General features: G+C 62.7%; 16 protein-coding genes and 1 tRNA gene. 10 read left to right on the top strand and 7 right to left on the bottom strand.

Annotated features, from left to right (window positions below; genetic code table 11):
- Window positions 1-137 precede the first annotated feature (137 nt).
- Window positions 138-395: a type B 50S ribosomal protein L31 gene (locus tag ACFVSI_RS07205; RefSeq protein WP_066275740.1), complete on the top strand. Its 258-nt coding sequence runs from the start codon at window positions 138-140 to the stop codon at window positions 393-395.
- 86 nt (window positions 396-481) lie between these two features.
- Window positions 482-1582: a biotin/lipoate A/B protein ligase family protein gene (locus ACFVSI_RS07200; protein ID WP_387821356.1), complete on the top strand. Its 1101-nt coding sequence runs from the start codon at window positions 482-484 to the stop codon at window positions 1580-1582.
- On the opposite strand, the gene pepN is transcribed toward ACFVSI_RS07200, so the two are convergent.
- Window positions 1579-4185, bottom strand: a complete 2607-nt coding sequence (gene pepN / locus ACFVSI_RS07195) for an aminopeptidase N (protein ID WP_387821353.1) — start codon at window positions 4183-4185, stop codon at window positions 1579-1581. The genes ACFVSI_RS07200 and pepN overlap by 4 nt on opposite strands.
- A gap of 4 nt (window positions 4186-4189) precedes the next feature.
- The gene (locus ACFVSI_RS07190; protein WP_387821350.1) at window positions 4190-5236 is read right to left on the bottom strand and encodes a YeiH family protein; all 1047 of its coding nucleotides are present in this window, start codon (window positions 5234-5236) and stop codon (window positions 4190-4192) included.
- 111 nt (window positions 5237-5347) lie between these two features.
- On the opposite strand from ACFVSI_RS07190, the gene ACFVSI_RS07185 reads away from it, so the two are divergent.
- From ACFVSI_RS07185 to ACFVSI_RS07175, 3 genes are read left to right on the top strand one after another with little or no spacing between them, the layout of a single operon-like run.
- Entirely contained in the window at window positions 5348-6904 is a 1557-nt protein-coding gene (locus ACFVSI_RS07185; RefSeq protein ID WP_387821347.1) for a circularly permuted type 2 ATP-grasp protein, read from the top strand.
- Between the two features lie 58 nt (window positions 6905-6962).
- Window positions 6963-7889, top strand: a complete 927-nt coding sequence (locus ACFVSI_RS07180) for an alpha-E domain-containing protein (protein WP_144658810.1) — start codon at window positions 6963-6965, stop codon at window positions 7887-7889.
- The gene (locus tag ACFVSI_RS07175; RefSeq protein WP_387821344.1) at window positions 7886-8737 is read left to right on the top strand and encodes a transglutaminase N-terminal domain-containing protein; all 852 of its coding nucleotides are present in this window, start codon (window positions 7886-7888) and stop codon (window positions 8735-8737) included. The genes ACFVSI_RS07180 and ACFVSI_RS07175 overlap by 4 nt, the downstream gene beginning before the upstream one ends.
- 75 nt (window positions 8738-8812) lie before the next feature.
- Here ACFVSI_RS07175 and ACFVSI_RS07170 read toward each other — a convergent pair whose 3' ends face one another.
- Both ACFVSI_RS07170 and glgC read right to left on the bottom strand, forming a co-directional pair.
- Window positions 8813-10264 carry an SDR family NAD(P)-dependent oxidoreductase gene (locus ACFVSI_RS07170; RefSeq protein WP_387821341.1) on the bottom strand — a complete coding sequence of 484 codons (1452 nt, stop codon included), beginning with the start codon at window positions 10262-10264 and terminating at the stop codon, window positions 8813-8815.
- Between the two features lie 68 nt (window positions 10265-10332).
- Window positions 10333-11745 (bottom strand): glucose-1-phosphate adenylyltransferase, encoded by a 1413-nt coding sequence (gene glgC, locus ACFVSI_RS07165; RefSeq protein ID WP_387821338.1) that lies wholly within the window; start codon window positions 11743-11745, stop codon window positions 10333-10335.
- Window positions 11746-11838: 93 nt separating this feature from the next.
- Here glgC and glgA point away from each other — a divergent pair, with 93 nt between their 5' ends.
- Entirely contained in the window at window positions 11839-13035 is a 1197-nt protein-coding gene (glgA, locus tag ACFVSI_RS07160) for a glycogen synthase (RefSeq protein ID WP_387821335.1), read from the top strand.
- Between the two features lie 122 nt (window positions 13036-13157).
- On the opposite strand, the gene ACFVSI_RS07155 is transcribed toward glgA, so the two are convergent.
- Together ACFVSI_RS07155 and ACFVSI_RS07150 are read right to left on the bottom strand one after the other, a co-directional pair.
- Entirely contained in the window at window positions 13158-15257 is a 2100-nt protein-coding gene (locus tag ACFVSI_RS07155; protein WP_387821332.1) for an acyl-CoA dehydrogenase, read from the bottom strand.
- Between the two features lie 47 nt (window positions 15258-15304).
- Complete coding sequence (locus ACFVSI_RS07150; protein ID WP_387821329.1) at window positions 15305-16069, bottom strand: TetR family transcriptional regulator; 765 nt, start codon at window positions 16067-16069, stop codon at window positions 15305-15307.
- Between ACFVSI_RS07150 and ACFVSI_RS07145 the strand changes: the two genes are divergently transcribed.
- Genes ACFVSI_RS07145 through ACFVSI_RS07135 form a run of 3 tightly spaced genes read left to right on the top strand, consistent with a single transcriptional unit; the run spans window position 16068 to window position 19691 of the window.
- Window positions 16068-17420 carry an acetyl-CoA C-acetyltransferase gene (locus ACFVSI_RS07145; RefSeq protein WP_387821326.1) on the top strand — a complete coding sequence of 451 codons (1353 nt, stop codon included), beginning with the start codon at window positions 16068-16070 and terminating at the stop codon, window positions 17418-17420. The two genes, ACFVSI_RS07150 and ACFVSI_RS07145, sit on opposite strands and share 2 nt — an antisense overlap.
- Window positions 17421-17430: 10 nt before the next feature.
- Entirely contained in the window at window positions 17431-18771 is a 1341-nt protein-coding gene (locus tag ACFVSI_RS07140; protein ID WP_387821323.1) for a 3-oxoacyl-ACP reductase, read from the top strand.
- Window positions 18768-19691 carry a MaoC/PaaZ C-terminal domain-containing protein gene (locus ACFVSI_RS07135; RefSeq protein ID WP_387821321.1) on the top strand — a complete coding sequence of 308 codons (924 nt, stop codon included), beginning with the start codon at window positions 18768-18770 and terminating at the stop codon, window positions 19689-19691. Before ACFVSI_RS07140 ends, ACFVSI_RS07135 begins: the two co-directional genes overlap by 4 nt.
- 103 nt (window positions 19692-19794) lie before the next feature.
- Here the strand turns inward: ACFVSI_RS07135 and ACFVSI_RS07130 are convergent.
- Window positions 19795-19877 (bottom strand) — tRNA-Leu (locus ACFVSI_RS07130).
- Between the two features lie 263 nt (window positions 19878-20140).
- Between ACFVSI_RS07130 and ACFVSI_RS07125 the strand changes: the two genes are divergently transcribed.
- Window positions 20141-21445 carry a M20/M25/M40 family metallo-hydrolase gene (locus tag ACFVSI_RS07125; protein WP_387821319.1) on the top strand — a complete coding sequence of 435 codons (1305 nt, stop codon included), beginning with the start codon at window positions 20141-20143 and terminating at the stop codon, window positions 21443-21445.
- Window position 21446 lies beyond the last annotated feature (1 nt).

Below are 21446 nucleotides of genomic sequence, written 5' to 3'. Positions count from 1 at the left end.
GTTCGTAGGCCGTGCCCGTTTCGGCTATGATTGGTTGTTGGCCCGGAAGCTGGAATGTTTGCATTACAGACCACGGTCCACCTCCATTCATACCTGGCAGCTGGCAAAATCCAGTTGCGCGAACAAAAGGTCCCATTATGAAGTCTGATATCCACCCGAAGTACGAAGCTGTTGTCTTCAACGACCTCGCTTCCGGTACGAAGTTCCTGACCAAGTCCACCGTGTCTTCCTCGAAGACCATCGAGTGGGAAGACGGAAACACCTACCCGGTTATCGACGTCGAAATCTCCTCGGAGTCCCACCCGTTCTACACGGGCAAGCAGCGCATCATGGACTCCGCTGGCCGCGTCGAGCGCTTCAACGCCCGCTTCAAGGGCTTCGGCGGCAAGAAGTAACCACTTCACCCCAAGGCTTTCAAGGGCCCGTATTGCTGGATTTTCCGGCGATGCGGGCCTTTGCGTTTTCCGGCAAGATGGGAAGCATGACTTCCCTTCCCGGACCCGCAGAAGACAATAACGACGCCGGCGCGCGCCTTCATGGTGAATACAAGGTACCCGGCGGAAAACTCGTGGTGGTGGACCTGGAGGTCCGGGAGGGACGGTTCACTGACGTCTCACTGAGCGGGGACTTCTTCCTGGAGCCGGATGAAGCGCTCCAGGGCATCAACAATGCCCTGACCGGGCTTCCCGAGGCGTCCACGGCAGCCGAAATTGCCGCGGCCGTCACTGCTGGCCTGCCGGAGGGAGCCACGCTGTTCGGCTTCTCCGCGGAAGCAGTAGCCATCACCGTGCGACGTGCACTGTCCAAAGCCACCAGCTGGGCCGACCACCAGTGGGACGTTATTCCGCCGTCGATCCTTCCAACGCAGGTGAACGTCGCACTGGACGAAGTCCTGACAGAGGAGGTGGGCGCGGGGCTTCGCAATCCCACCCTGCGGTTCTGGGACTGGGAAGAGCCTTCCGTGGTCATTGGCAGTTTCCAGTCGGTGAAGAATGAAGTGGACCCGGAAGGCGTCGCCCGCCACGGCATCACGGTGGTGCGCCGGATCAGTGGCGGCGGGGCCATGTTCATGGAGGCCGGTAACTGCATCACGTATTCCCTCTATCTGCCGCAGACGCTTGTGGACGGCATCAGCTTCGCCGATTCTTATGCCTTCCTTGATGCATGGGTCATGGCCGCCCTGGAGAAGCTTGGGATCACAGCCTTCTACGTTCCCCTCAACGACATCGCCACGGACCAGGGAAAGATCGGCGGAGCCGCCCAGAAGCGACTTGCCAATGGCGGCATGCTCCACCACGTCACCATGAGCTACGACATCGACGCCGACAAAATGGTGGAGGTGCTGCGGATCGGCAAGGAGAAACTGTCGGACAAGGGCACCCGCAGCGCCAAGAAACGCGTGGACCCGCTGCGACGCCAGACCGGCATGGCCCGGGCAGCAATCATTCAGGCCATGCAGGCTGTATTTACCGAGCGCTACGGTGCGGTGGAATCCAAGCTCACCGAAGCGGAACTCGAAGAAGCGAGGAAACGCGTGGACTCCAAGTTCGGCACCGATGAGTGGCTGAACCGGGTTCCCTAGCCCATGGCAGCCTGGGCAGTCAGCGACCGTAAGAGATGGCTCCGCTGCTCTATGATGAGCCGCCGCAAAGCACGCGGCGCGTCCGCATGGGTCCGCAGCCACTCGTCCGTCTTGACCAGCACCGGATGATCCGCCGCGTCCATTCCCTCCGCCAGATCCTGTGCGGCCGGGAAGAGCCCCCTGACGATCCGGCCGGCAATTTCAATGCTGCGCCCGGCCCATACACCTTCCAGGCACTCGAAGTACGGTCCAACATACGGTGCCGTCATGTAGGCGGGAGCAATGGAGAAGCCCGCCATCGTAGCGCTCAGGATTTCATTGGACAGGCCACTGCCATTGACGGCCGCATCCCAGGCGGCCGCTTTCACTGCAGGGTCGGGGCGTGCAGCCGAGGCCAGTGCGTGCCCTTCCTTTCCGGAAGCCGTCCTGTCCGTTTCGAGCTCCTGATCCAATTCCGCCTGTGACGCCTGTCCGTGCGCAGCCAAGGCCTGCCAGAGGCTCCACCGCAGTTCAGCATCGACCACCAGACCCTCAACAACAGTGGAACCCTCCAGGATCTGCCGCAGCAGCGGGAGCTCACTGTCACCATGACGGGACACATCCGCCAGGGTCCGTGCCCAGGCCAGCTGGTGGTCCGAGCCAGGTACCGATGCACGTAGCTGGTGGGCTGCGACGGCGAGGAAATCCTTTCGTACAGCAGCCCGCACTGCCGGGGGTACAAAGCGCTCGATGGCGCTCGAGGCGTTTCCAAGGACATTGAGGAGGACGGCAATGCCCGGTTCTGCCGGTGCGAACTGTTCGACGGCGTTCACGTACCGTGCCGCAGGCGTTACGGCGTCCCGGGCCGAGTCCCACAGGGCAGTCCAGCACAGAGCCCGGGCCATAGGATCCTGGACCTTATCCAGGGAGGTCCTGACGGTGTGCTCGGAGGCTGGATCGAGCCGGACTTTGGCGTAGCTCAGATCATCGTCATTGACCAGCAACAGGGCCGGCCTTTTCTTCGCCGCAAGCTCAGCTACCAGGGTGCTGGGTCCGGAGATGTCCACCTCGACGCTTTCCGTCCGGACCAGGGCGCCGGTCTGGTCGGCGTCGTACAGGCCAAGGCGGAGGCGATGAGGCCGGAGTTCCTGATGGCCGGTGATGGGGTCGATGGCATCCTGCTGCAGCAACACCGCGCCCATCACTCCGTCGTCGTCGGCGATGTCCGCTGCGATCGTGGAGATACCGGAGGTCTGCAACCACTGACGGGCCCAATCACCGAGGTCCCGCCCCGAGGCAGCACTGAGCGCCTTCAGGAGATCCTGCAGTGAAGTGTTGCCGAATTCGTGCTCCTTGAAATACTCACGGGAGCCGGCAATGAAGGCGTCAAAACCAACGTAGGCCACCAATTGTTTAAGGACTGACGCGCCCTTGGCATAGGTGATCCCGTCGAAGTTCTGCTTTGCCGCCTCCAGGTCCGGGATGTCTGCCACGATCGGGTGTGTCGTGGGGAGTTGGTCCTGGACATAGGCCCACGCCTTGCGTTTGCTGGCGAAGTTCACCCAGGCGGTGTCCCAGTCGGTGGCCCGGTCCACGCCCAGCGTTCCCATGAAGTCGGCGAAGGATTCCTTGAGCCACAGGTCGTCCCACCACGCCATGGTCACGAGGTCCCCGAACCACATGTGCGCCATTTCATGCATGAGGGTGTTGGCCCGCGCCTGGTATTGGGCATCAGTCGCACGGGAGGCATACACATACTTCTCGGTGAAGGTCACCAGTCCGGGGTTCTCCATGGCGCCGAGGTTGTATTCAGGCACGAATGCCTGATCGTACTTGCCCCAGGGGTAGGGGTAATCGAAGAGTTCGTTGAAGAAGGCCAAACCGCTTCTGGTGAGCCGGAACAGTTCGTCGGCGTCGAAAGACGCCGCCAAGGAGGCCCGGCAGTAAAGTGCCAGCGGAACCTCGAGGCGGGTGCCGTCGTCGAGCGTTGCACCCCAGTGGTCGGTCGCTTTGAAGTAAGGCCCGGCCAAAACAGTCGTGATGTAGGTGGACATGCGCTTGGTGGTGGCAAAGTCCCACCGTGCTAAGGACTCCGCGCCCGGGACCGAAATACGCGCGGTCTCTGGTCCGTTGGAAGCGACTTCCCAGACGGCAGGGGCGATGACGTGGAAGGTGAATTCGGCTTTGAGGTCCGGTTGTTCGAAGTTGGCAAAGACGCGCCGGCAGTCTGCGGGTTCGTACTGCGTGTACAGGTAGCACTGGCCGTCGGCGGGATCCACGAAACGGTGCATCCCCTCGCCGGAGCGGCTGTAGAGGGCAGTTCCGGCGACGGTAACGGTGTTCTTGGCGTCGAGGCCTTCCAGGATGATCCTGTCCCGGTCCACCACCTTGCCGATGTCCAATGCCCGCCCGTTCAACACCACGGAGTCCACGCCGCCATTGATGAAGTCAAGGAATGTGGCAGAGCCTGGCTGGGCTGAAAAAGTGATGGTGCTGGTGCTCGGATATCCGGCGGCTGCGGGATCTGCCGCGTCGCGGACATCAAGTGTGACGTCGTAGCTGTGGGTAGTGATCAGGGCTGAGCGGGTAGCGGCTTCTTCGCGCGACAAATTGTGATTCGACACACAGCTATCTAATCATGATCCACGCCGCCCCCAGCCCCAGGGAAGCGATGATCAGCCAGGACCCCAGCGCCACCAACGCGGCCCGCCCGCCAGTATGGATCAGGGTCCTGACCCGCACGGCAGAGCCCAGACCGAACAACGCGGAGGCGAGCACAATGTCCTGGGCGACGGCAGCGGCTTCAAGTAGTTCCGGCGTCGCCCATCCGGTGGAGCGGAAGGCCACCATGACGATGAAACCGACCACGAAAAGCGGCACGATCGGCGGGAACCTGGCATTGACGTCGTCCGCGTCCGACGAACCGTTGGCGCGTTGCCGCACATGCTGAATGCGCTGGTGCAGCCCGGCGGCAGCCACGATCGGTGCCAGGAGGACTACCCGGGTCAACTTGACGACGACGGCGATGGCCAGCGCCGCTGTCCCTGCGGTTTGCGCTGTGGCCACCACTTGGCCGACGTCGTGAACGGAAGCGCCCGTCCACGCCCCGAATTGGGCCGGATTCAGGTTCAGCGGATGCATCAGCAGCGGCAGCACGCCAATGGCCAGGGTCCCGCAAAGGGTCACAAGGGCCACCGGCAGCACCGTGTCCTGGTGCCGGATCCGGCGCACGGCAGCCATGGCACCGATGGCCGAAGCGCCGCAGATGGAGAAGCCTGTGGCAATCAGCAAGGACGCGTCCCCGGGCAAACGCAGCAATCGCGCCAGCCCATAAGTACCGGCAAAACTGATCAGGACGACGCCGGCGATCAGCAGCAGGGACAACCAACCAAGTCCAAGCACGTCCCACACACTGACTTTGAGGCCCAACAGCACAATGCCCGCGCGCATGAGGTGCTTCCCCGCGAAGTCCAGGCCCGGCCGGGCGCGCCCCGCAACCACCACCGCAGTGCCCGGTATATTGGCTGAGAGCAAACCCAAGGCAACAGCGAGCGTCATGGCCGGAATCGCGGGCAACACTGCGTGGATGGCGAAGGCAAGGCCGGTCGCGGCGAGGCTCAGGACCAACCCTGGCCCCAGCCGTGGCAGCTGGGACGCAAGTCTGTTGAAGGGCATGCATCAACCCTGCCGGATGGGGGCACGGAAGGCGAAACCGGGAGCACCCGGAAACCGCGACACAATCAGTGCGTAATGCGCTCGACTCAAAAAGGTGATTGTCTGATTCCCATGTCTGACCTATTCCAGGATTACTCCGAGGCCGCTGCCCGCAGCGGAGCCTACGACGAGATGTTTGCCCCGGGCCACGTTGCCAGAAAATCCTACGGTCAGGTCTCCGGTGCCCTACGCGAGCTTTCCCTCGCTGATGTCACCGCCCGTGCCGACTCGATGGCACGGACCTTCCTGGACCGTGGGGTCACCTTCGACTACGCGGGGGAGGAGCGGCCCTTCCCGTTGGACATCGTCCCCAGGGTCATTCCCGCAGATGAGTGGGACGTGCTCGAACGCGGAGTCGCTCAGCGGGTCAAAGCACTCGAGGCGTTCCTCAATGACGTCTACGGGCGCATGGCGGTGGTGGCAGATGGCGTGATACCGCGACAGTTGGTGACCACGAGCGCGCATTTCCACCGTGCCGTGCACGGATTCGAACCATCGAGCGGCGTCCGCGTCCATGTCTCCGGCATCGACGTCGTCCGCGACGCTGCAGGGACGTTCCGTGTCCTGGAGGACAACGTCCGCGTCCCTTCCGGCGTCAGCTACGTCCTCGAAAACCGCAGGGCCATGGCTAAAGGCTTGCCCGAGGCATTCGGGCAGCAGCACATCAGGCCCGTGGAAGAGTACCCACGGCGGCTTCTGTCCGCCCTGCGCAAAACCGCACCCGCCGGCGTCGATGATCCAACAGTGGTGGTCCTGACCCCCGGTGTCTTCAACAGCGCCTACTTCGAACACACGCTCCTGGCCGGTCTCATGGGTGTTGAACTGGTGGAAGGCAGGGACCTTATCTGCCGCGGCAACCGCGTCTACATGCGGACCACGGCCGGCGAGCAACGCGTGGACGTCATCTACAAGAGAATCGACGACGATTTCCTGGACCCCCTGCAGTTCCGCTCGGATTCGATGCTCGGCTGCCCGGGCCTTGTCAACGCTGCCCGGGCCGGGGGAGTGACCATCGCCAACGCGGTGGGCAACGGGGTTGCCGATGACAAGCTCGTCTACAGTTACGTGCCTGACTTGATCCGCTACTACCTTCACGAAGAGCCCATCATCGCCAACGTGGACACCTTCCGGCTTGAGGAAAAGGAAGCCCGGGAGCACGTCCTGGACCGCCTTGAGGATCTGGTGGTCAAACCCGTTGATGGTTCCGGCGGAAAGGGACTGGTCATTGGGCCGGACGCTTCAAAGGAAGAACTGGATGCCTTGCGCAAACGGGTCATTGCCGATCCCCGCGGCTGGATTGCCCAGCCGGTGCTTCAGCTCTCCACGGTTCCTACGCTCTCGGGGGACAAGTTCGGGCCGCGCCACGTTGACCTGCGGCCTTTTGCGGTCAACGACGGCGACGACGTCTGGGTCCTCCCTGGCGGGCTCACCCGGGTAGCCCTTAAGGAAGGTTCACTGATTGTGAACTCCAGCCAGGGCGGTGGCTCTAAAGACACCTGGGTCCTGGCCAACTCGCCCCAGATGCCGGCCGAGGTCATCCCGCGGCAGTCCGTCACCTTGCGTGAGCAGGTTTCCGTGTGGCCCGTTGAAAGCAACTGGCGCGACCGCCAAACGGAGCAGCAGCAGTGAACCCGTTCCAACCACCACTTGAACTTCCACCTGCACCACGCGAAGGAGGCACAGCCGCATGCTGAGCCGCATTGCTGAGTCACTCTTTTGGATCGGCCGCTACGTAGAGCGGGCCGATGGCACTGCCCGGATTCTGGACGTGCACCTGGAGCGCCTGAACCACCTGCCCCTTGACGAGCAGCGCAGCGTAGCCAGGGAACTGCTGGCCGTTATGGGCGCCCGGCCACAGAGCGAGGATTTCGGATTGCCCGAACTGCTCCACGCCTTGGCCTACGACAAGCAGAGCGCTTCCTCCATTGCCGGTTCCCTCGGGGCCGCCCGGGAGAACGCGCGGCGTGCCAGGGAGACGGTGTCCCAGTCGTTGTGGGAAAGCCTGAACACCACGTACTACGGCTTGAACCAGCACCGCAAGGACGTAGTGGGCACGTACCGCTTCTGCAACTGGGTTCTGGAACGGACAGCGATGGTGCGTGGCCTGGCGGACACCACTGTCAGCCACGATGAAAGCTGGCTGTTCATGGTCCTGGGACGCTCGTTGGAGCGTGCCGACATGACGGCCCGGATGCTGTCTACCCGTGACGTCCAGTCCGCCGGAATGTCCTGGGTGAACATGCTGCGGTGCGCCGGCGCCTACGAGTCCTTCATCCGGACCCGGCGTGCAGCTTTCGGTGACCAACACGCCGCCGAATTCCTGCTGCTGGACCGCCTGTTCCCGCGCTCCATCGTGTACGCCCTGCGCGACGCCGATGAGTGCCTGGCGAAGCTCGATCCCTCGGCGCAGCGCGTTGGCTTCATCAACGACGCCCGACGCATTGTGGGACAGGCCCGGACGTTCCTCGAGTTCCACCGAACCGATGACCTGATGTCCGAATTGCCCGAGCACATGGAACGCGTGCAGAAGGCTGTCACGCAGGCATCGGATGCTATTTCCCGTAAATACTTCAATCAGGCTGATGAACACGCCTGGGTGGGAGAAGTTTCATGACCCGGCTGAGCATCGTCCACAAGACGGCTTACAAGTACAACCGCCGCGTGACGTTGTCCTACAACGAGGCGCGGATGACTCCCCTCACTGACGGCCAGCAAGTGGTGCTTGAGTCCTCGCTGAAAGTCTCGCCCAACCAAGCCTCCGTCAGCACCTACCGGGACTATTGGGGAACCCGTGTCACTGCTTTCGACATGCAGATGCCCCACGAGAGCCTTGAGGTGCTGGCCACGGCGACCGTGGAAGTGCACCGCACCGAGCGGGTCGCCGTCGAGGACGACATCGTCGGGTGGGATGTCATGTCCTCCGACAAGGTGCAGGACGAGTTCAGCGATTGGCTTCCGCAGTCCCGCCTCAGCGGTCCAGGTGAGGAAGTCCTTGGTCTTGTTCCCGGGATTGTCGAGGGTAAGAATCCTCATGAGGCGGCCCTGGCCGTTTTCGCGTGGATGGCCGGAGAAATGACCTACATGAAGGGCACCACCGGGGTCACGACCAACGCCGAGCAGGCATGGTCGCAACGCCAAGGAGTGTGCCAGGACCTGGCCCACCTCGCCATCGGCGCCTTGCGCTGCAGCGGGATCCCTGCCCGCTATGTTTCCGGCTACATCCACCCCAGGTCCTCGGCCGGCATCGGCGAAACCGTCGCCGGCCAGTCCCATGCCTGGCTGGAATGGTGGGACGGCGAATGGCGCAGCTGGGATCCCACCAACCACAAGCCGGCCGGCGACTACCACGTGACGGTAGCGAGGGGCCGTGACTACAGGGATGTACCTCCGTTGAAGGGAATCCTCTCCGGCGGCGGTGGTTCAGGACTCGCCGTGTCCGTGGAGATCACCCGCCTCGCGTAAAGAGTTTTCGTACAGATAAGGCCCTTAAGAAGCGCTCTTAAGGGCTTTGTCTGTACACAATCTCCAACGGGGGGTTTACCAGGGGGAGGGCTTGTAGTCCTTGAGGAACACGCCGTACTGGTCTTCGCCCTTTTCGCCCATCACGATGGGGTCGTACACGCGGGCAGCACCATCGACCAGGTCCAGTGGGGCGTGGAATCCTTCCTCCATGAGACGGACCTTGGTGAAGTGCGGGCGCTCATCGGTAATCCAGCCGGTATCCACGGCGGTCATGAGGATCCCGTCCGAGTCGAGCATTTCCTGGGCGCTGGTGCGGGTCATCATGTTCAAGGCAGCCTTGGCCATGTTGGTGTGCGGATGCCCGGGCCCCTTGTAAGCGCGGGAGAACTGTCCCTCCATCGCCGAGACATTGACGATGTATTTCCGGTGCGCCGTGGACCGTTTCATGGCACCCCGCAGCCGGCTGACCAGCAGGAACGGCGCAGTGACGTTACAGAGCTGTACCTCGAGCATTTCCAAGGGATCTACCTCATCCACCACCTGAGTCCAGCTGTTGATGGTGGCGAGGTCGGGGACCAGCCCACCGGCGTCGATGGCGGTTCCTGACTCAATCCGTTCCAACGAAGCCGAACCGGTTGACAGTGCCAGGGAAGTGATGGCATCGCCGGCAAGGACCGGGTGTTCGGTGACGCTGCTGGCCAAGGCCAACGGGTGCTTGTCGTGGGCATGGCCGAAGGTCACAAGCTCCGGGCCGCCGTTCGCGGCCTCCAAGGCAGCGGGAAGCGGCTCATCCTCGGCATCGACCAGGGGTTTGTAGGCATTCCCGGAGCGGCGCACGGTTTGGGCGGCATTGTTGATGATGATATCCAACGGGCCGGCCTCGTTCAGGGAGTCGGTCAATGCCATGACCTGCGCCGGATCACGGAGGTCGATGCCAACGATCCTGAGCCGGTGCAGCCACTCGCCGCTGTCCTCCATGGCGGCAAACCGGCGGGCAGCGTCCTTGGGGAACCGGGTGGTGATAGTGGTGTGGGCTCCGTCCCGGAGCAGGCGCAGGGCGATGTACATGCCGATCTTCGCGCGACCACCGGTCAACAGCGCGCGACGACCCGTGAGATCCGTGCGGGCATCGCGCTTGCTGTGGCTGAAGGCTGCGCAATCGGGGCACAGCTGGTGATAGAAGGCATCCACCTGGGTGTAGTGCTGCTTGCAGATGTAGCAAGGCCGAGACCGGATCAGGTGTCCGGCAATCTCACCCGTGGCGGAGGGAGCGAGCTTGTTGCCACGGGTCTCGTCGTCGATCCGGTCCGGGGCCGCGGTGGCCGTCAAGGCGATGACGGCACGGTCGGCCTCGGCGATGGAATCGCGCTTGGTGACGCGGCGATGGCGTTTGACGGCTTTGAACATCTTGCCGGTGGCACGCCGGACTGCAATGTAGTCCGGGTGCTCTTCGTCATAGACGTGGATCGTGGTCAGAACCTTGAGGCAGGCCTGGATCTCTTCAGGCGTCAGATCGGTGGAGCTCATTGACCTGATTTTACAGCCTTGGGAGCCTACGGCCTGCCTCGGGTTCTGTTCAGTTGAAGGCGTGCGCCCTAGTGGGAGGCCCCTTGCGACGCTGGGCCAGTGACTCGGGATTGGATCCCTGCAGCGACCTTTTCCGCGGAATCGCGGATGTCGGGATCATGGTGGGTAGCCGCCTTGACGGCCTCCGGCAGTGCGGCACGATGCTTGGCGGACAACTCGAGCTCGGCCTCACTGGGCTCGGGAACAACCTGGCCCTTGGCAAGTACGGTGATACCGGATTCCGTGACCTTATAGCCCCGTGCTTTGTCCAATGCAGGGTCAAGGCCGATAGCAGCACCTGCAGGAACTTTGACGTTCTTATCCAGGATGGCCCGCTTGATCACGGCCCCTTCACCGACATACACCTTGTCCATCAAGACGGAATCCTGCACGCGACTTCCCGAAGCGACGTAGGCGTCATTGGAAAGGACGGAGCCTTCAACGATGCCGCCGGAAATCACAACACCGCTGGCCACGATGGAATCCAGGGCAGTGCCCACCGTGTTGTTGCCGCCGCGGACGAACTTGGCAGGCGGGGAGATGCTCTGCCGGGTGTAGATCGGCCACTCGGAGTTGTACAGGTTAAATACCGGCACGGGAGAGATGAGGTCCATGTGGGCGTCGTAGAACGAATCGATAGTACCTACATCGCGCCAGTAAGTGCGGTCACGATCGGTGGCACCGGGAATGTCGTTCAGGGTGAAGTCGTAAACACCAGCTTCGCCTTGATCGACGAAGTAGGGGATGATGTCGCCGCCCATGTCGTGTTTGGTATCCAGGCGTTCAGCATCCACATGCAATGCTTCCACCAAGGCGTCGGCGTTGAACACGTAGTTGCCCATGGAAGCCAGGAACTGTGAGGGATCCGCTGCGAGTCCGGGGGTGCTGGCAGGTTTCTCCACGAATGCTGCGATCTTTTGGGGATCGTTCTGGTCCACTTCAATGACGCCGAACTGGTTGGCCATGTTCAGTGGTTGGCGTACCGCTGCAACGGTAGCTTTGGCGCCGCTTGCGATGTGCTGCTCCACCATCTGGGAGAAATCCATGCGGTAGACGTGGTCCGCGCCGACCACAACCACGATGTCCGGGGCGTCATCATGGATCAGGTTCAACGATTGGTAGATGGCATTGGCGCTACCGAGGAACCAGCTCTTGCCGACACGCTGCTGTGCCGGGACCGAGGCAACGTACCGGCCCAGTTGCGTGGACATGCGCCACGTTTCGGAGATGTGCCGGTCAAGGCTGTGCGATTTGTACTGCGTCAGTACAACGATTTTCAAATATCCCGAATTAACAAGATTGGACAAGGCAAAGTCGATTAACCGGTAGCCGCCAGCAAACGGAACGGCCGGCTTGGCCCGGTCCGCCGTGAGCGGCATGAGTCGGTTGCCTTCGCCACCGGCCAATACGATTGCCAAAACTTTCTTCAACGCCATGGTCACTGCTCCCCGTACGTCTTCGTATCCCCCAAAAGTCCGATTTTCCGGACCCTTTCACACTAGAACACATACGCCGGAACGACTACGTTGGTTAGCGTGCGAATAGACATTGTGACTAAAGAATTCCCTCCGGAAATTTATGGCGGTGCCGGTGTCCACGTTGCCGAGCTCAGCCGGGTGCTGGCGAAGCACGTCGACCTCCGCGTCAGGGCCTTCGGTGCGCCCCGCGACGCGGACTATCACGGGGCGACCGTGTCCTCGTACGCCACCCCGGAAGACCTCGGCGAGGCCAACGCCGCGGTGCAGACGCTCGGCGTCGATCTCAGGATCGTTCCGGACATTGCGGGAGCGGACCTGGTCCACTCGCACACCTGGTACGCCAACATGGCCGGACACCTCGCTTCACTGCTTCACGGTATTCCCCACGTGCTCAGCGCTCACAGCCTGGAGCCGCTGAGGCCGTGGAAAGCCGAGCAGCTGGGCGGCGGCTACGCTTTGTCCTCCTGGGTGGAGAAGACGGCCTACGAAGCGGCCGCAGCCATCATCGCCGTCTCCGACGGCATGCGCCAGGACATTCTCCGGAGCTACCCCAACGTTGATCCGGACAAGGTCAAGGTGGTCCATAACGGCATCGATGTCTCTCTGTGGGAGCGCGATGAGCAAGACGACGCCATCAAGGCGTTGGGCATTGATCCCGCAAAGCCCAGCGTTGTGTTCGTCGGCCGCAACACCCGCCAGAAGGGGGTTCCGTACCTGCTTCGCGCGGCTTCGAGCCTTCCGGAGGATGTCCAGCTGGTGCTGTGCCTCGGGGCCGCCGACACCCCCGAACTGGCTGCGGAGACCGCACGTCTCATTGAAGAGTTGCAGAGCAAGCGTGAGGGCGTGGTCCTGATCGAGAGGATGCTTCCTCGCAGGGAGCTCATCCAGGTCCTCAGCCATGCCACCGCCTTCGCCTGCCCCTCCATTTACGAACCCCTGGGCATCGTGAACCTTGAGGCCATGGCGTGCGGCGCGGCCGTAGTAGCCAGCGCCACCGGCGGCATTCCCGAAGTGGTCCAACACGGTGAAACCGGCCTGCTGGTCCCCTTGGAGCAGGTCACCGATGGCACCGGCACTCCGCTGGATCCGGAAAAATTCGTGAGTGATTTTGCCGCTGCCTTGAACGAGGTCGTTTCGGACCCCGCCCGGGCCCGGGAAATGGGCAGCGCCGGGCGCCGCCGTGCAGAGGAGCACTTCTCCTGGGAATCCATCACGGAAACAACTCTTGAGGTGTACCGCTCAGTGCTGCGGTGACAAAAGTACGGTGACAAAAGTACGACGGCGCCGCCCCCTTTGGTGGGGACGGCGCGTCGCGCTTTAAGTCCTCGGAATTCGGAGAATTCCCTGACTGTTCACCAAACAGTACAGAAGTACTGTTAGTGGGCCTGTGCCGCTTTCAGTGCCAGCAGGGCTTTCTCGTCGGCGGGGGCACTGCCGCTCGCACGCTGCTCGCGGAAGTATTGGCGTGCCTCGTCCTGGCGCTCCGCTTCGGCTCCCGTGGCGATCCGTGCACGGAGGTGCTCAGGGCCGTACCCAAAGGCGTCGACCAAGTCCACTGCATGCGGACGGATCTTAACCAACAGGCGGTTGATGTAGGTACCTACGGTACGGCCACGCTGCATGGATAGCCGGCCGTTCATGAGGTACCAGGACAGGTGCTTCTCAATGAGGGACAGTCCAAAGAGGTCGCGCAGCCAGGTCAGCACGCGTTTGGTTCTTTCATCGGGGGCCTGGGCAAGGGCTTCGGTGAAGGCCTCCCACTGGAGCAGTTCCGCGTGCGCCTGGGCTGCTTCGATCAGTTCGTGCTGGTGCTGGTTGAAGAGTGCTGCAGCCTGGTGTTGGGGGAGCTTGTTGGCACCCTTCAACGCCGCGCCGACCTCGGCAACCATCGACTGGACACGGTCCGCGAGCAGGGTCCGCTGGCCTTCCTCGTCCCGCAACGCCAAGGCAGCCTTCTGCACCGAACCGTTGTCCGCCACGAACTGCGCAACCTGCCGCAATCCCGTCCGGTGCAAGGCCACACCGGCGGCCTGGTCCACGACGTAGCGGGCCAGCACGCCAAAGTCGGCGCTGCGGAATTCCTTGGCGTAATCGGCCAGGAGCCGCTTGGCCACCAATTGCAGCAGGACCGTGTTGTCGCCTTCGAACGTCACGTAGACATCAAGGTCCGCACGGAGGGATGCGAAGCGGTTCTCGATCAGGAAGCCTGCGCCACCGCATGCTTCGCGGCACTCCTGCAGGGTGTCCAGGGCGTGCCAAGTGCTCAGGGGTTTGAGGGCTGCGGCCAGCGTTTCCAGGTCCTGGCGGTCGGCGTCGGTATCGTGGGCGCCGGAGAACACGTCATCGAACTTCTGGAGCAACTGTTCATGGGCGAAGCTGGCCGCGTACGTGGTGGCCAGCCGCGTGAAAAGCCGGCGTTGGTGCCGCTGATAGTCCAAAAGCACCTCTTCATCCGTGGCGGAAGAAGCATTGAACTGTCGGCGCTCGGTGGCGTATTGGATAGCTGTCTTGAGGGCTACTTTGCTTGCGGCTACGGCAGCGCCATCCAAGGACACGCGCCCCTGGACCAGGGTGCCCAGCATGGTGAAGAAGCGGCGGCCTGGACTTGCGATGGTGGAGGTGTAGGTGCCGTCGGCAGTGACGTCGCCGTAGCGGTTCAAGAGGTTGGCGCGGGGGATCCGGACATCGGTGAAGTGGAGTCGGCCGTTGTCGATACCGTTCAAACCGCCCTTGATACCGTCGTCTTCTCCGCCGATGCCCGGGAGAAATTCCTTGGTAACCGGATCACGCAGTTCCACGTAGAAGGCATGGACGCCGTGGTTGACGTTTTGCGTGATCAGCTGGGCGAACACCACGGCAGCCAAGCCATCGTTGGCCGCATTGCCGATGTAGTCCTTCCACGCGGCTCGGAAAGGAGTGTTGATGATGAATTCCTGGCTGCCGGGATCATAGGTGGCGGTGGTGGCGATGCTTGCGACATCGGAACCGTGGCCGGTCTCCGTCATGGCGAAGCAGCCGGGAATGTCCAGGCTCATGATGCCGGGAAGCCACTTGTCGTGGTGTTCAGCAGTCCCGAGGTGCATGACGGCGGAGCCGAACAGTCCCCACTGCACGCCGGCCTTGATCTGGAGGGAGGGGTCTGCCGTGACCAGTTCCTCGAAGCCGGCAATATTTCCGCCGTGGTCATCGGATCCACCCAGACGTTTCGGGAAGGCACGGTGGACCGCGTTGTTGTCCACCAGGAACTTCAGCTGTTCGAACACGCGTGCACGGTGCCCGGTATGCTGGAGTCCCTCAATCTTCTGAACGGCGGGGTTGCCGGCCACCTCTCGCGCCTGGTGCCTGATATCTGCCCATTTGCCGAGGAGCTGCTCACCCAGAGCAGCGACGTCGACTTTCGGTTCGGGGGCAGTGGCGGCGTCCTCGCGGCCTGCCGGCTTGTTGGCCGATGAGTCCCGGTCCACTACTTCAGTCATGTTGATTCCTTCTTTGGTTCCGATAACTGATGAGTCGTTTGCTGCTGTCATGTGGTGGCCTTCAGCTGCGGGGCGATGCCCAGGCACAACCAGTCGGTGATTTGTCCGGCCATCGCCGCCTGGTCCGGCTTCCCAGCGCCCTCGGGGCTTCCCAGCCACATCTCGCCCGCGTTTCTTACTAAGCCGATGGCCGCGGTTGGCCAGTAAACGATCACCGCTTCCTTTTCGCCGCCGAGATGTTCACGCATGGGCGTGGCGATCATCTCCGTGATCTGCTCGAAAAAGTTGCCCAATGCCCCGGACGCTGCAATGGCATCCTGAGCGGAGGCCTCGCCCGGCGTAAGCCTTGTGATGAATGCGTAGACGTTAGGGCTCGACTCGGCCATTTGCAGGTAGGCAGACACCATCGCAAACAGCCCTTCGCGGGGCGTCTGCGCCAATTGTGCAGCTTCCCTCATCCGGCGCTGCATTTGCCCCAGGACAACTTCGCCCATTGCCTGCTGGAGGCCGGCCTTATCGCCGAAATAGCGGTAGAAGACCGACTTGGAGGTACCGGCGGCGCCCGCGATGTCCTCCATGGAGGCGTCACTTCCAAGTCTATGGACTGCTTTCCGTGCGGCCTTGATCAGCTCGCGGCGCCGTTCCTCACGATGGGACTGCCAGCGGGAGGCCCGGCCGTCAATGGCTTCGGAGGCCTCGCCTTGGGGAGCCTCTGCGGCAATGGGGAATTCCTGATGGCGGCTGTTCACGATACCCAGCGTATCAGGTACGCTGGGTATCAGTAACTGGCATTGATCGAAGGAGACAAGCATGGCTGCAGGAGACGCGACCACGGGCGTGAACCCGGAGCGCACCACCACACCCCAGAAAACGCGGCGCGCCTTCATTGTGGGCGGCAACCGCATTCCCTTCGCCCGGACCGGCGGAGCCTACGTGAAGTCATCCAACCAGGACATGCTCACGGCAGCACTGGAGGGGTTGATCGCCAGGTTCGGGCTGCAGGACGAACGCATCGGCGAAGTGGCTGCTGGAGCAGTCCTCAAGCATTCGAGGGATTTCAACCTCACCCGCGAAGCAGTTCTGGGTTCTGCCCTGTCACCCGAGACACCCGCCTACGATCTCCAGCAAGCCTGCGCAACCGGCTTGGAGACCGTGATCGGCCTGTCGAACAAGATCAAGCTGGGCCAAATAGAGTCCGCGATTGCCGGTGGCGTGGATTCGGCATCTGATGCGCCCATCGCCGTCAGCGAGGGACTCAGGGAGATCCTGCTCGACCTCAACCGAGCCAAGACTCCGGTGCAGAAGCTGAAGATCATCGGCCGCATCCGGCCAAAGGACCTGGCCCCGGATGCCCCCAACACCGGCGAGCCGAGGACAGGCCTGTCGATGGGTGAACACCAGGCCCTCACCACCGCCCAGTGGAACATCAGCCGCGAGGCCCAGGACGAGCTTGCGTTCAACAGCCACCGCAACCTTGCCGCCGCGTATGAGCGTGGGTTCTTCGATGACCTCCTCACCCCATACCGCGGTCTCAGCCGCGACTCCAACCTTCGCCCCGATACAACGTTGGACAAGCTCGCAACGCTGAAACCTGTCTTTGGCAAAAACCTTGGGTCCGAGGCCACAATGACCGCAGGCAACTCCACGCCCCTGACCGATGGTGCTTCGACGGTTCTGCTGGCAACGGAAGAATGGGCGGACGAGCACAAACTGCCCAAACTCGCCTCTGTCCTGGACGGCGAAGCGGCGGCGGTCGATTTTGTCCACGGCAAGGACGGCCTGCTGATGGCTCCCGTCTTCGCTGTTCCCCGGCTGCTGGCGCGCCACGGCCTGACCTTCGAAGATATAGACTTCTTCGAAATCCACGAGGCCTTCGCCGGGACTGTCTTGAGCACGCTGGCAGCCTGGGAAGACGAAGAATTCGGCCGCAACCGCCTCGGGCTTGATGGCGCGCTGGGCAAAGTCGACCGGGCAAAGCTGAATGTCAATGGCTCATCGCTGGCCGCAGGACACCCCTTTGCAGCGACGGGCGGGCGGATCGTTGCTTCCCTTGCGAAGATGCTCCATGAAAAAGGAACTGTTGACGGGCGCCCGGCACGCGGCCTGATTTCGGTTTGCGCTGCAGGTGGCCAGGGTGTAGTCGCGCTTCTGGAAGCAGCATAGGGGGAACTCAATGACAGACAAGTACACACAGCTCGTCAGCCACGGCTTGGTCAGGAATGTTGCGAAGAAGCTGGGCTTGCCTCAGCCCGTGGAGCTGCGCCGGTACAAGCCGGGCGCACCGCTGGTGACGGGACCGGTCCTGGTCAGCGGTGACAGCGCAGGAAGCGACGACGTCGCCACAACCCTTCTTGGCTGGGGACTGGATGTTCGAAGGAATGCACTCCCCAAGGAAAAGCTGGGCGCCATCATCCTGGTGCTGGACGCCGTGCAGCACCCGGAGGACCTTGCGAAGACTGTGCTGGCGGCCGCAGCTTCCCTCCGTGACCTCGCACCGAATGCCCGGGTGGTCACCATGTCCCGGACGCCGCGGTCCGCACCGACTCCTGCCTCGGCGGCTGCCCGCCAAGGCATCGATGGACTCCTGCGTTCTTTGGCCAAGGAACTGCGGGCGGGAGCGACAGCCAACGGAATACTCCTTGACGAGGACCTCGCCACCACGAGCCCGTCGGCACTGGGCGCCTTGCGCTTCTTCCTTTCGGGCCGCTCGGCCTACGTGGACGGACAGTTCCTGATCGTCTCCTCGGCGTCGGGAGTACTGCCTACGGACTCCGACAAACCCTTGGCAGGCAAGGTCGCGGTTGTTACGGGGGCCGCCCGGGGGATCGGTGCGGCCATTGCGCGCACTCTGCACCGCGACGGCGCAACAGTGGTCCTGGTCGACATTCCGGCCGCAGGAGAGCACCTGGCAGCCGTGGCCAACGAGGTCATGGGCACCACGCTGCAGCTGGACATCAGCCGGGCCGATGCCGGGCACCGGATCGTCGAACACGCCGTCGAACGCCACGGTCGCCTGGATATCGTGGTCCACAACGCCGGCATTACCAGGGACAGGCTCCTTGCCAATATGGACGAGGGCAGATGGCAGTCCGTCATCGCGGTCAATATCGCCGCCCAACTGCGGATCAACGAGGCCCTCCTGGCATCAGAGCACTTCAGGACGTCTCCGCGCATCGTGTCGGTGGCGTCCACCAGTGGCATCGCCGGCAACAGGGGTCAAACCAATTACGGAGCATCCAAGGGTGGCGTGATCGGAATGGTCAGATCCACTGCGGCTTTACTGGAACCGTACGGGGGAACCATCAACGCAGTCGCCCCCGGCTTCATAGAAACAGAGATGACAGCGAAGATGCCGTTTGCCATCAGGGAAGCTGCCCGGAGGCTGAACTCCTTGAAGCAAGGTGGTCAGCCGCAGGACGTGGCCGAAGCCATCGCCTTCCTCGCCAGTGATGCCGCCGGTGGCATCTCCGGAGAAGTGCTCCGGGTGTGTGGGCAACAGCTGGTGGGAGCATGAACACTCCGCAACCAGTAGTTCTCGGGGAGCTTCCCTCGCTCTCACGGCTCTACGTCAACGCAGCAACGACGGCGGCACGTCGCCGCGTCCTTGGCACTGCCACGGACGGCACCCGGCTGCCTGCGGTCAGCCATGAAGTGCATGGTGTCAGGGCCGACGTCGAAAACCTCACCGCCTACCAGCACTTGGTGGGGGAGACGGCAAGCGATACCCTCCCTGCAGGCTACGTCCATGCACTGGCCTTTCCCGTGGCCATGAGCGTGATGAACCGGGACGACTTTCCCTTGCCGCTCCTGGGCATGATCCACCTCAGGAACCATGTGGAGCAACGCGCTGCCATCCACTTCAGCGAAGCCGTGGACATCCGGTCGTGGGCAGAGAACATGACCGGTCATCGTGCGGGAACCCAACTGGACGTGGTGGCGGAAGTCCGTTTACATGGCGGCGGCGACCTGCTCTGGCGCGGGGTGTCAACCTACCTCGCAAAAGGTGTGTTCCTCCCGGGGATCGATAAGTCGGGGGTGCATTCAGCATCCACGCCGGGGGATTTTTCGGCACCGGATCCCACTGCCCTGTGGCAGCTCGGCCTGGAGACCGGGCGCTCCTACGCGGCGGTCTCGGGTGATTTTAATCCCATCCACCTGAGCGTGCTCTCAGCCAAAGCGCTGGGGATGCGAGGCTCCATTGCCCATGGTATGTACCTGGCATCCCGGGCCCTTGCCGACGTTGGAGCGGTCAAGTCGGAGGCCTTCACCTGGGATGTGGCGTTCGAAGCACCCGTCTTCCTCCCGGCGAAAGTTGCCCTGGACATCGCCACCGTGCAGTCCGCCACAGGAACATGGGAACGCTCCGATTACGTGGCCTGGAACCCGCGCAGCGGAAGGCGCCATTTTTTCGGGGCGGTGTCAGCACTGCCGTAATGCACGCCCAGGGATACCAAACAAGCGACGTCCACCAACGGTGGGCGTCGCTTCGTATCAACAAACAAGGCCCGGAATCCGTGGATTCCAGGCCTTGGTTTTGTGCGCGGAGGGGGACTTGAACCCCCACCCCCTTTCGAGGACTAGCACCTCAAGCTAGCGCGTCTGCCATTCCGCCACCCGCGCAGGTGGTGTTCGATCGGACACTTGAGTACCTTTCGGGACTTCATATTCCGCCGAAGCAGCGAGAAAAACTCTAACACGGTTTCAGGTGCCTGAAAAATCGAGGACAGCCATCGGGCATCGACGTGTCCCCGGAAGACGTGCACGCCTTGGATTCCTGACCCGCGGCCCGGCTGATGAGTAGGCTGAAGGTACACGGGACGGGCTGCGGGCTAGGCCGCGCGCGTCGCCGGAACCTGCAGCCCAGCCACGCAAGGAGAGTTTCCATGTCTGCCATCCGCCCTGAAGACGAAGTTGTCAGGATCTGCCAGGAGCTCATCCGGATAGATTCCTCAAACTTTGGAGACGACACCGGGCCCGGCGAACGTGCAGCCGCGGAGTACACTGCCGGCCTGATCACCGAAGTCGGTCTTGAGGCAGAGATCTTCGAGTCCGCCCCGGGCCGGGCCAACGTCGTGACCCGGCTGGCAGGAGAAGACCCGGGCGCTGACGCACTGGTGGTGCACGGACACCTGGACGTCGTACCAGCGCTGAAGGACCAGTGGAGCGTTGATCCGTTCAGCGGCGAACTCAAGGACGGGCTTGTGTGGGGTCGTGGCGCCGTTGACATGAAGGACATGGACGCGATGATCCTCTCCGTCATGCGCGACTTCGCCAGGACGGGACGCAAACCCAAGCGCGACATCATTTTTGCGTTTTTTGCCGACGAAGAGGCCGGTGGCACGTACGGCGCCAGGTATGCCGTTGAACATCGCCGCGAACTCTTCGACGGCGCTACGGAAGCCATCTCCGAGGTGGGCGGCTTCTCCGCCACCATCGGCGGCCAACGGACCTATCTGCTCCAGACGGCCGAAAAAGGCCTGTCCTGGTTGCGGTTGGTGGCACACGGCCGGGCCGGACATGGCTCCCAGATCAATACCGACAACGCTGTTACCCGGCTGGCGGCAGCAGTGACCCGCATCGGCGAATACAAGTGGCCCGTGGAGCTGACGCCCACCACTCGGCAGTTCCTGGACGGCGTCACTGAACTGACCGGCGTCGAATTCGATGCCGACAATCCGGACATCCTCCTCAAGGAGCTGGGGACGGTGGCCCGATTCGTTGGTGCCACCTTGCAGAACACGTCCAATCCCACGTTGCTGCGCTCGGGCTACAAGCACAACGTCATCCCGGAATCCGCCGAAGCTTTCGTGGACTGCCGGACCCTGCCGGGCCAGCAGGAGCTGGTGTTCGAGACCATCAAGCAACTGGCCGGTGACGGAATCGACATCAGCTACGTCAACAAGGATGTATCCCTCGAAGTGCCCTTCGCAGGCAACCTGGTGGATTCGATGATCGATGCCCTCCACTCGGAGGATCCCGGAGCCAAGGTCCTGCCCTACACGCTCTCAGGCGGCACGGACAACAAGTCCCTGAGCAAGATCGGCATTACGGGGTACGGCTTCGCGCCGCTCATGCTGCCCGAGGAACTCGACTTCACCGGAATGTTCCACGGCGTCGACGAGCGTGTGCCCGCGGAATCCCTGCAGTTTGGCGCCCGTGTGCTCAACACGCTGCTGACCAACTACTAAG

The sequence above is a fragment of the Paenarthrobacter sp. NPDC057981 genome (assembly GCF_042886835.1).
Taxonomy (GTDB): domain Bacteria; phylum Actinomycetota; class Actinomycetes; order Actinomycetales; family Micrococcaceae; genus Arthrobacter.
This window is presented reverse-complemented; position numbering and strand designations above follow the sequence as displayed.

Bases quoted from the DNA above. Each gene is read 5' to 3' on its own strand.
- ACFVSI_RS07205 (WP_066275740.1), top strand. From the start codon at position 138: ATGAAGTCTGATATCCACCCGAAGTACGAAGCTGTTGTCTTCAACGAC.
- ACFVSI_RS07200 (WP_387821356.1), top strand. From the start codon at position 482: ATGACTTCCCTTCCCGGACCCGCAGAAGACAATAACGACGCCGGCGCG.
- ACFVSI_RS07190 (WP_387821350.1), bottom strand. From the start codon at position 5,236: ATGCCCTTCAACAGACTTGCGTCCCAGCTGCCACGGCTGGGGCCAGGG.
- ACFVSI_RS07185 (WP_387821347.1), top strand. From the start codon at position 5,348: ATGTCTGACCTATTCCAGGATTACTCCGAGGCCGCTGCCCGCAGCGGA.
- ACFVSI_RS07180 (WP_144658810.1), top strand. From the start codon at position 6,963: ATGCTGAGCCGCATTGCTGAGTCACTCTTTTGGATCGGCCGCTACGTA.
- ACFVSI_RS07175 (WP_387821344.1), top strand. From the start codon at position 7,886: ATGACCCGGCTGAGCATCGTCCACAAGACGGCTTACAAGTACAACCGC.
- ACFVSI_RS07170 (WP_387821341.1), bottom strand. From the start codon at position 10,264: ATGAGCTCCACCGATCTGACGCCTGAAGAGATCCAGGCCTGCCTCAAG.
- ACFVSI_RS07155 (WP_387821332.1), bottom strand. From the start codon at position 15,257: ATGACTGAAGTAGTGGACCGGGACTCATCGGCCAACAAGCCGGCAGGC.
- ACFVSI_RS07145 (WP_387821326.1), top strand. From the start codon at position 16,068: ATGGCTGCAGGAGACGCGACCACGGGCGTGAACCCGGAGCGCACCACC.
- ACFVSI_RS07150 (WP_387821329.1), bottom strand. From the start codon at position 16,069: ATGCTTGTCTCCTTCGATCAATGCCAGTTACTGATACCCAGCGTACCT.
- ACFVSI_RS07140 (WP_387821323.1), top strand. From the start codon at position 17,431: ATGACAGACAAGTACACACAGCTCGTCAGCCACGGCTTGGTCAGGAAT.
- ACFVSI_RS07135 (WP_387821321.1), top strand. From the start codon at position 18,768: ATGAACACTCCGCAACCAGTAGTTCTCGGGGAGCTTCCCTCGCTCTCA.
- ACFVSI_RS07125 (WP_387821319.1), top strand. From the start codon at position 20,141: ATGTCTGCCATCCGCCCTGAAGACGAAGTTGTCAGGATCTGCCAGGAG.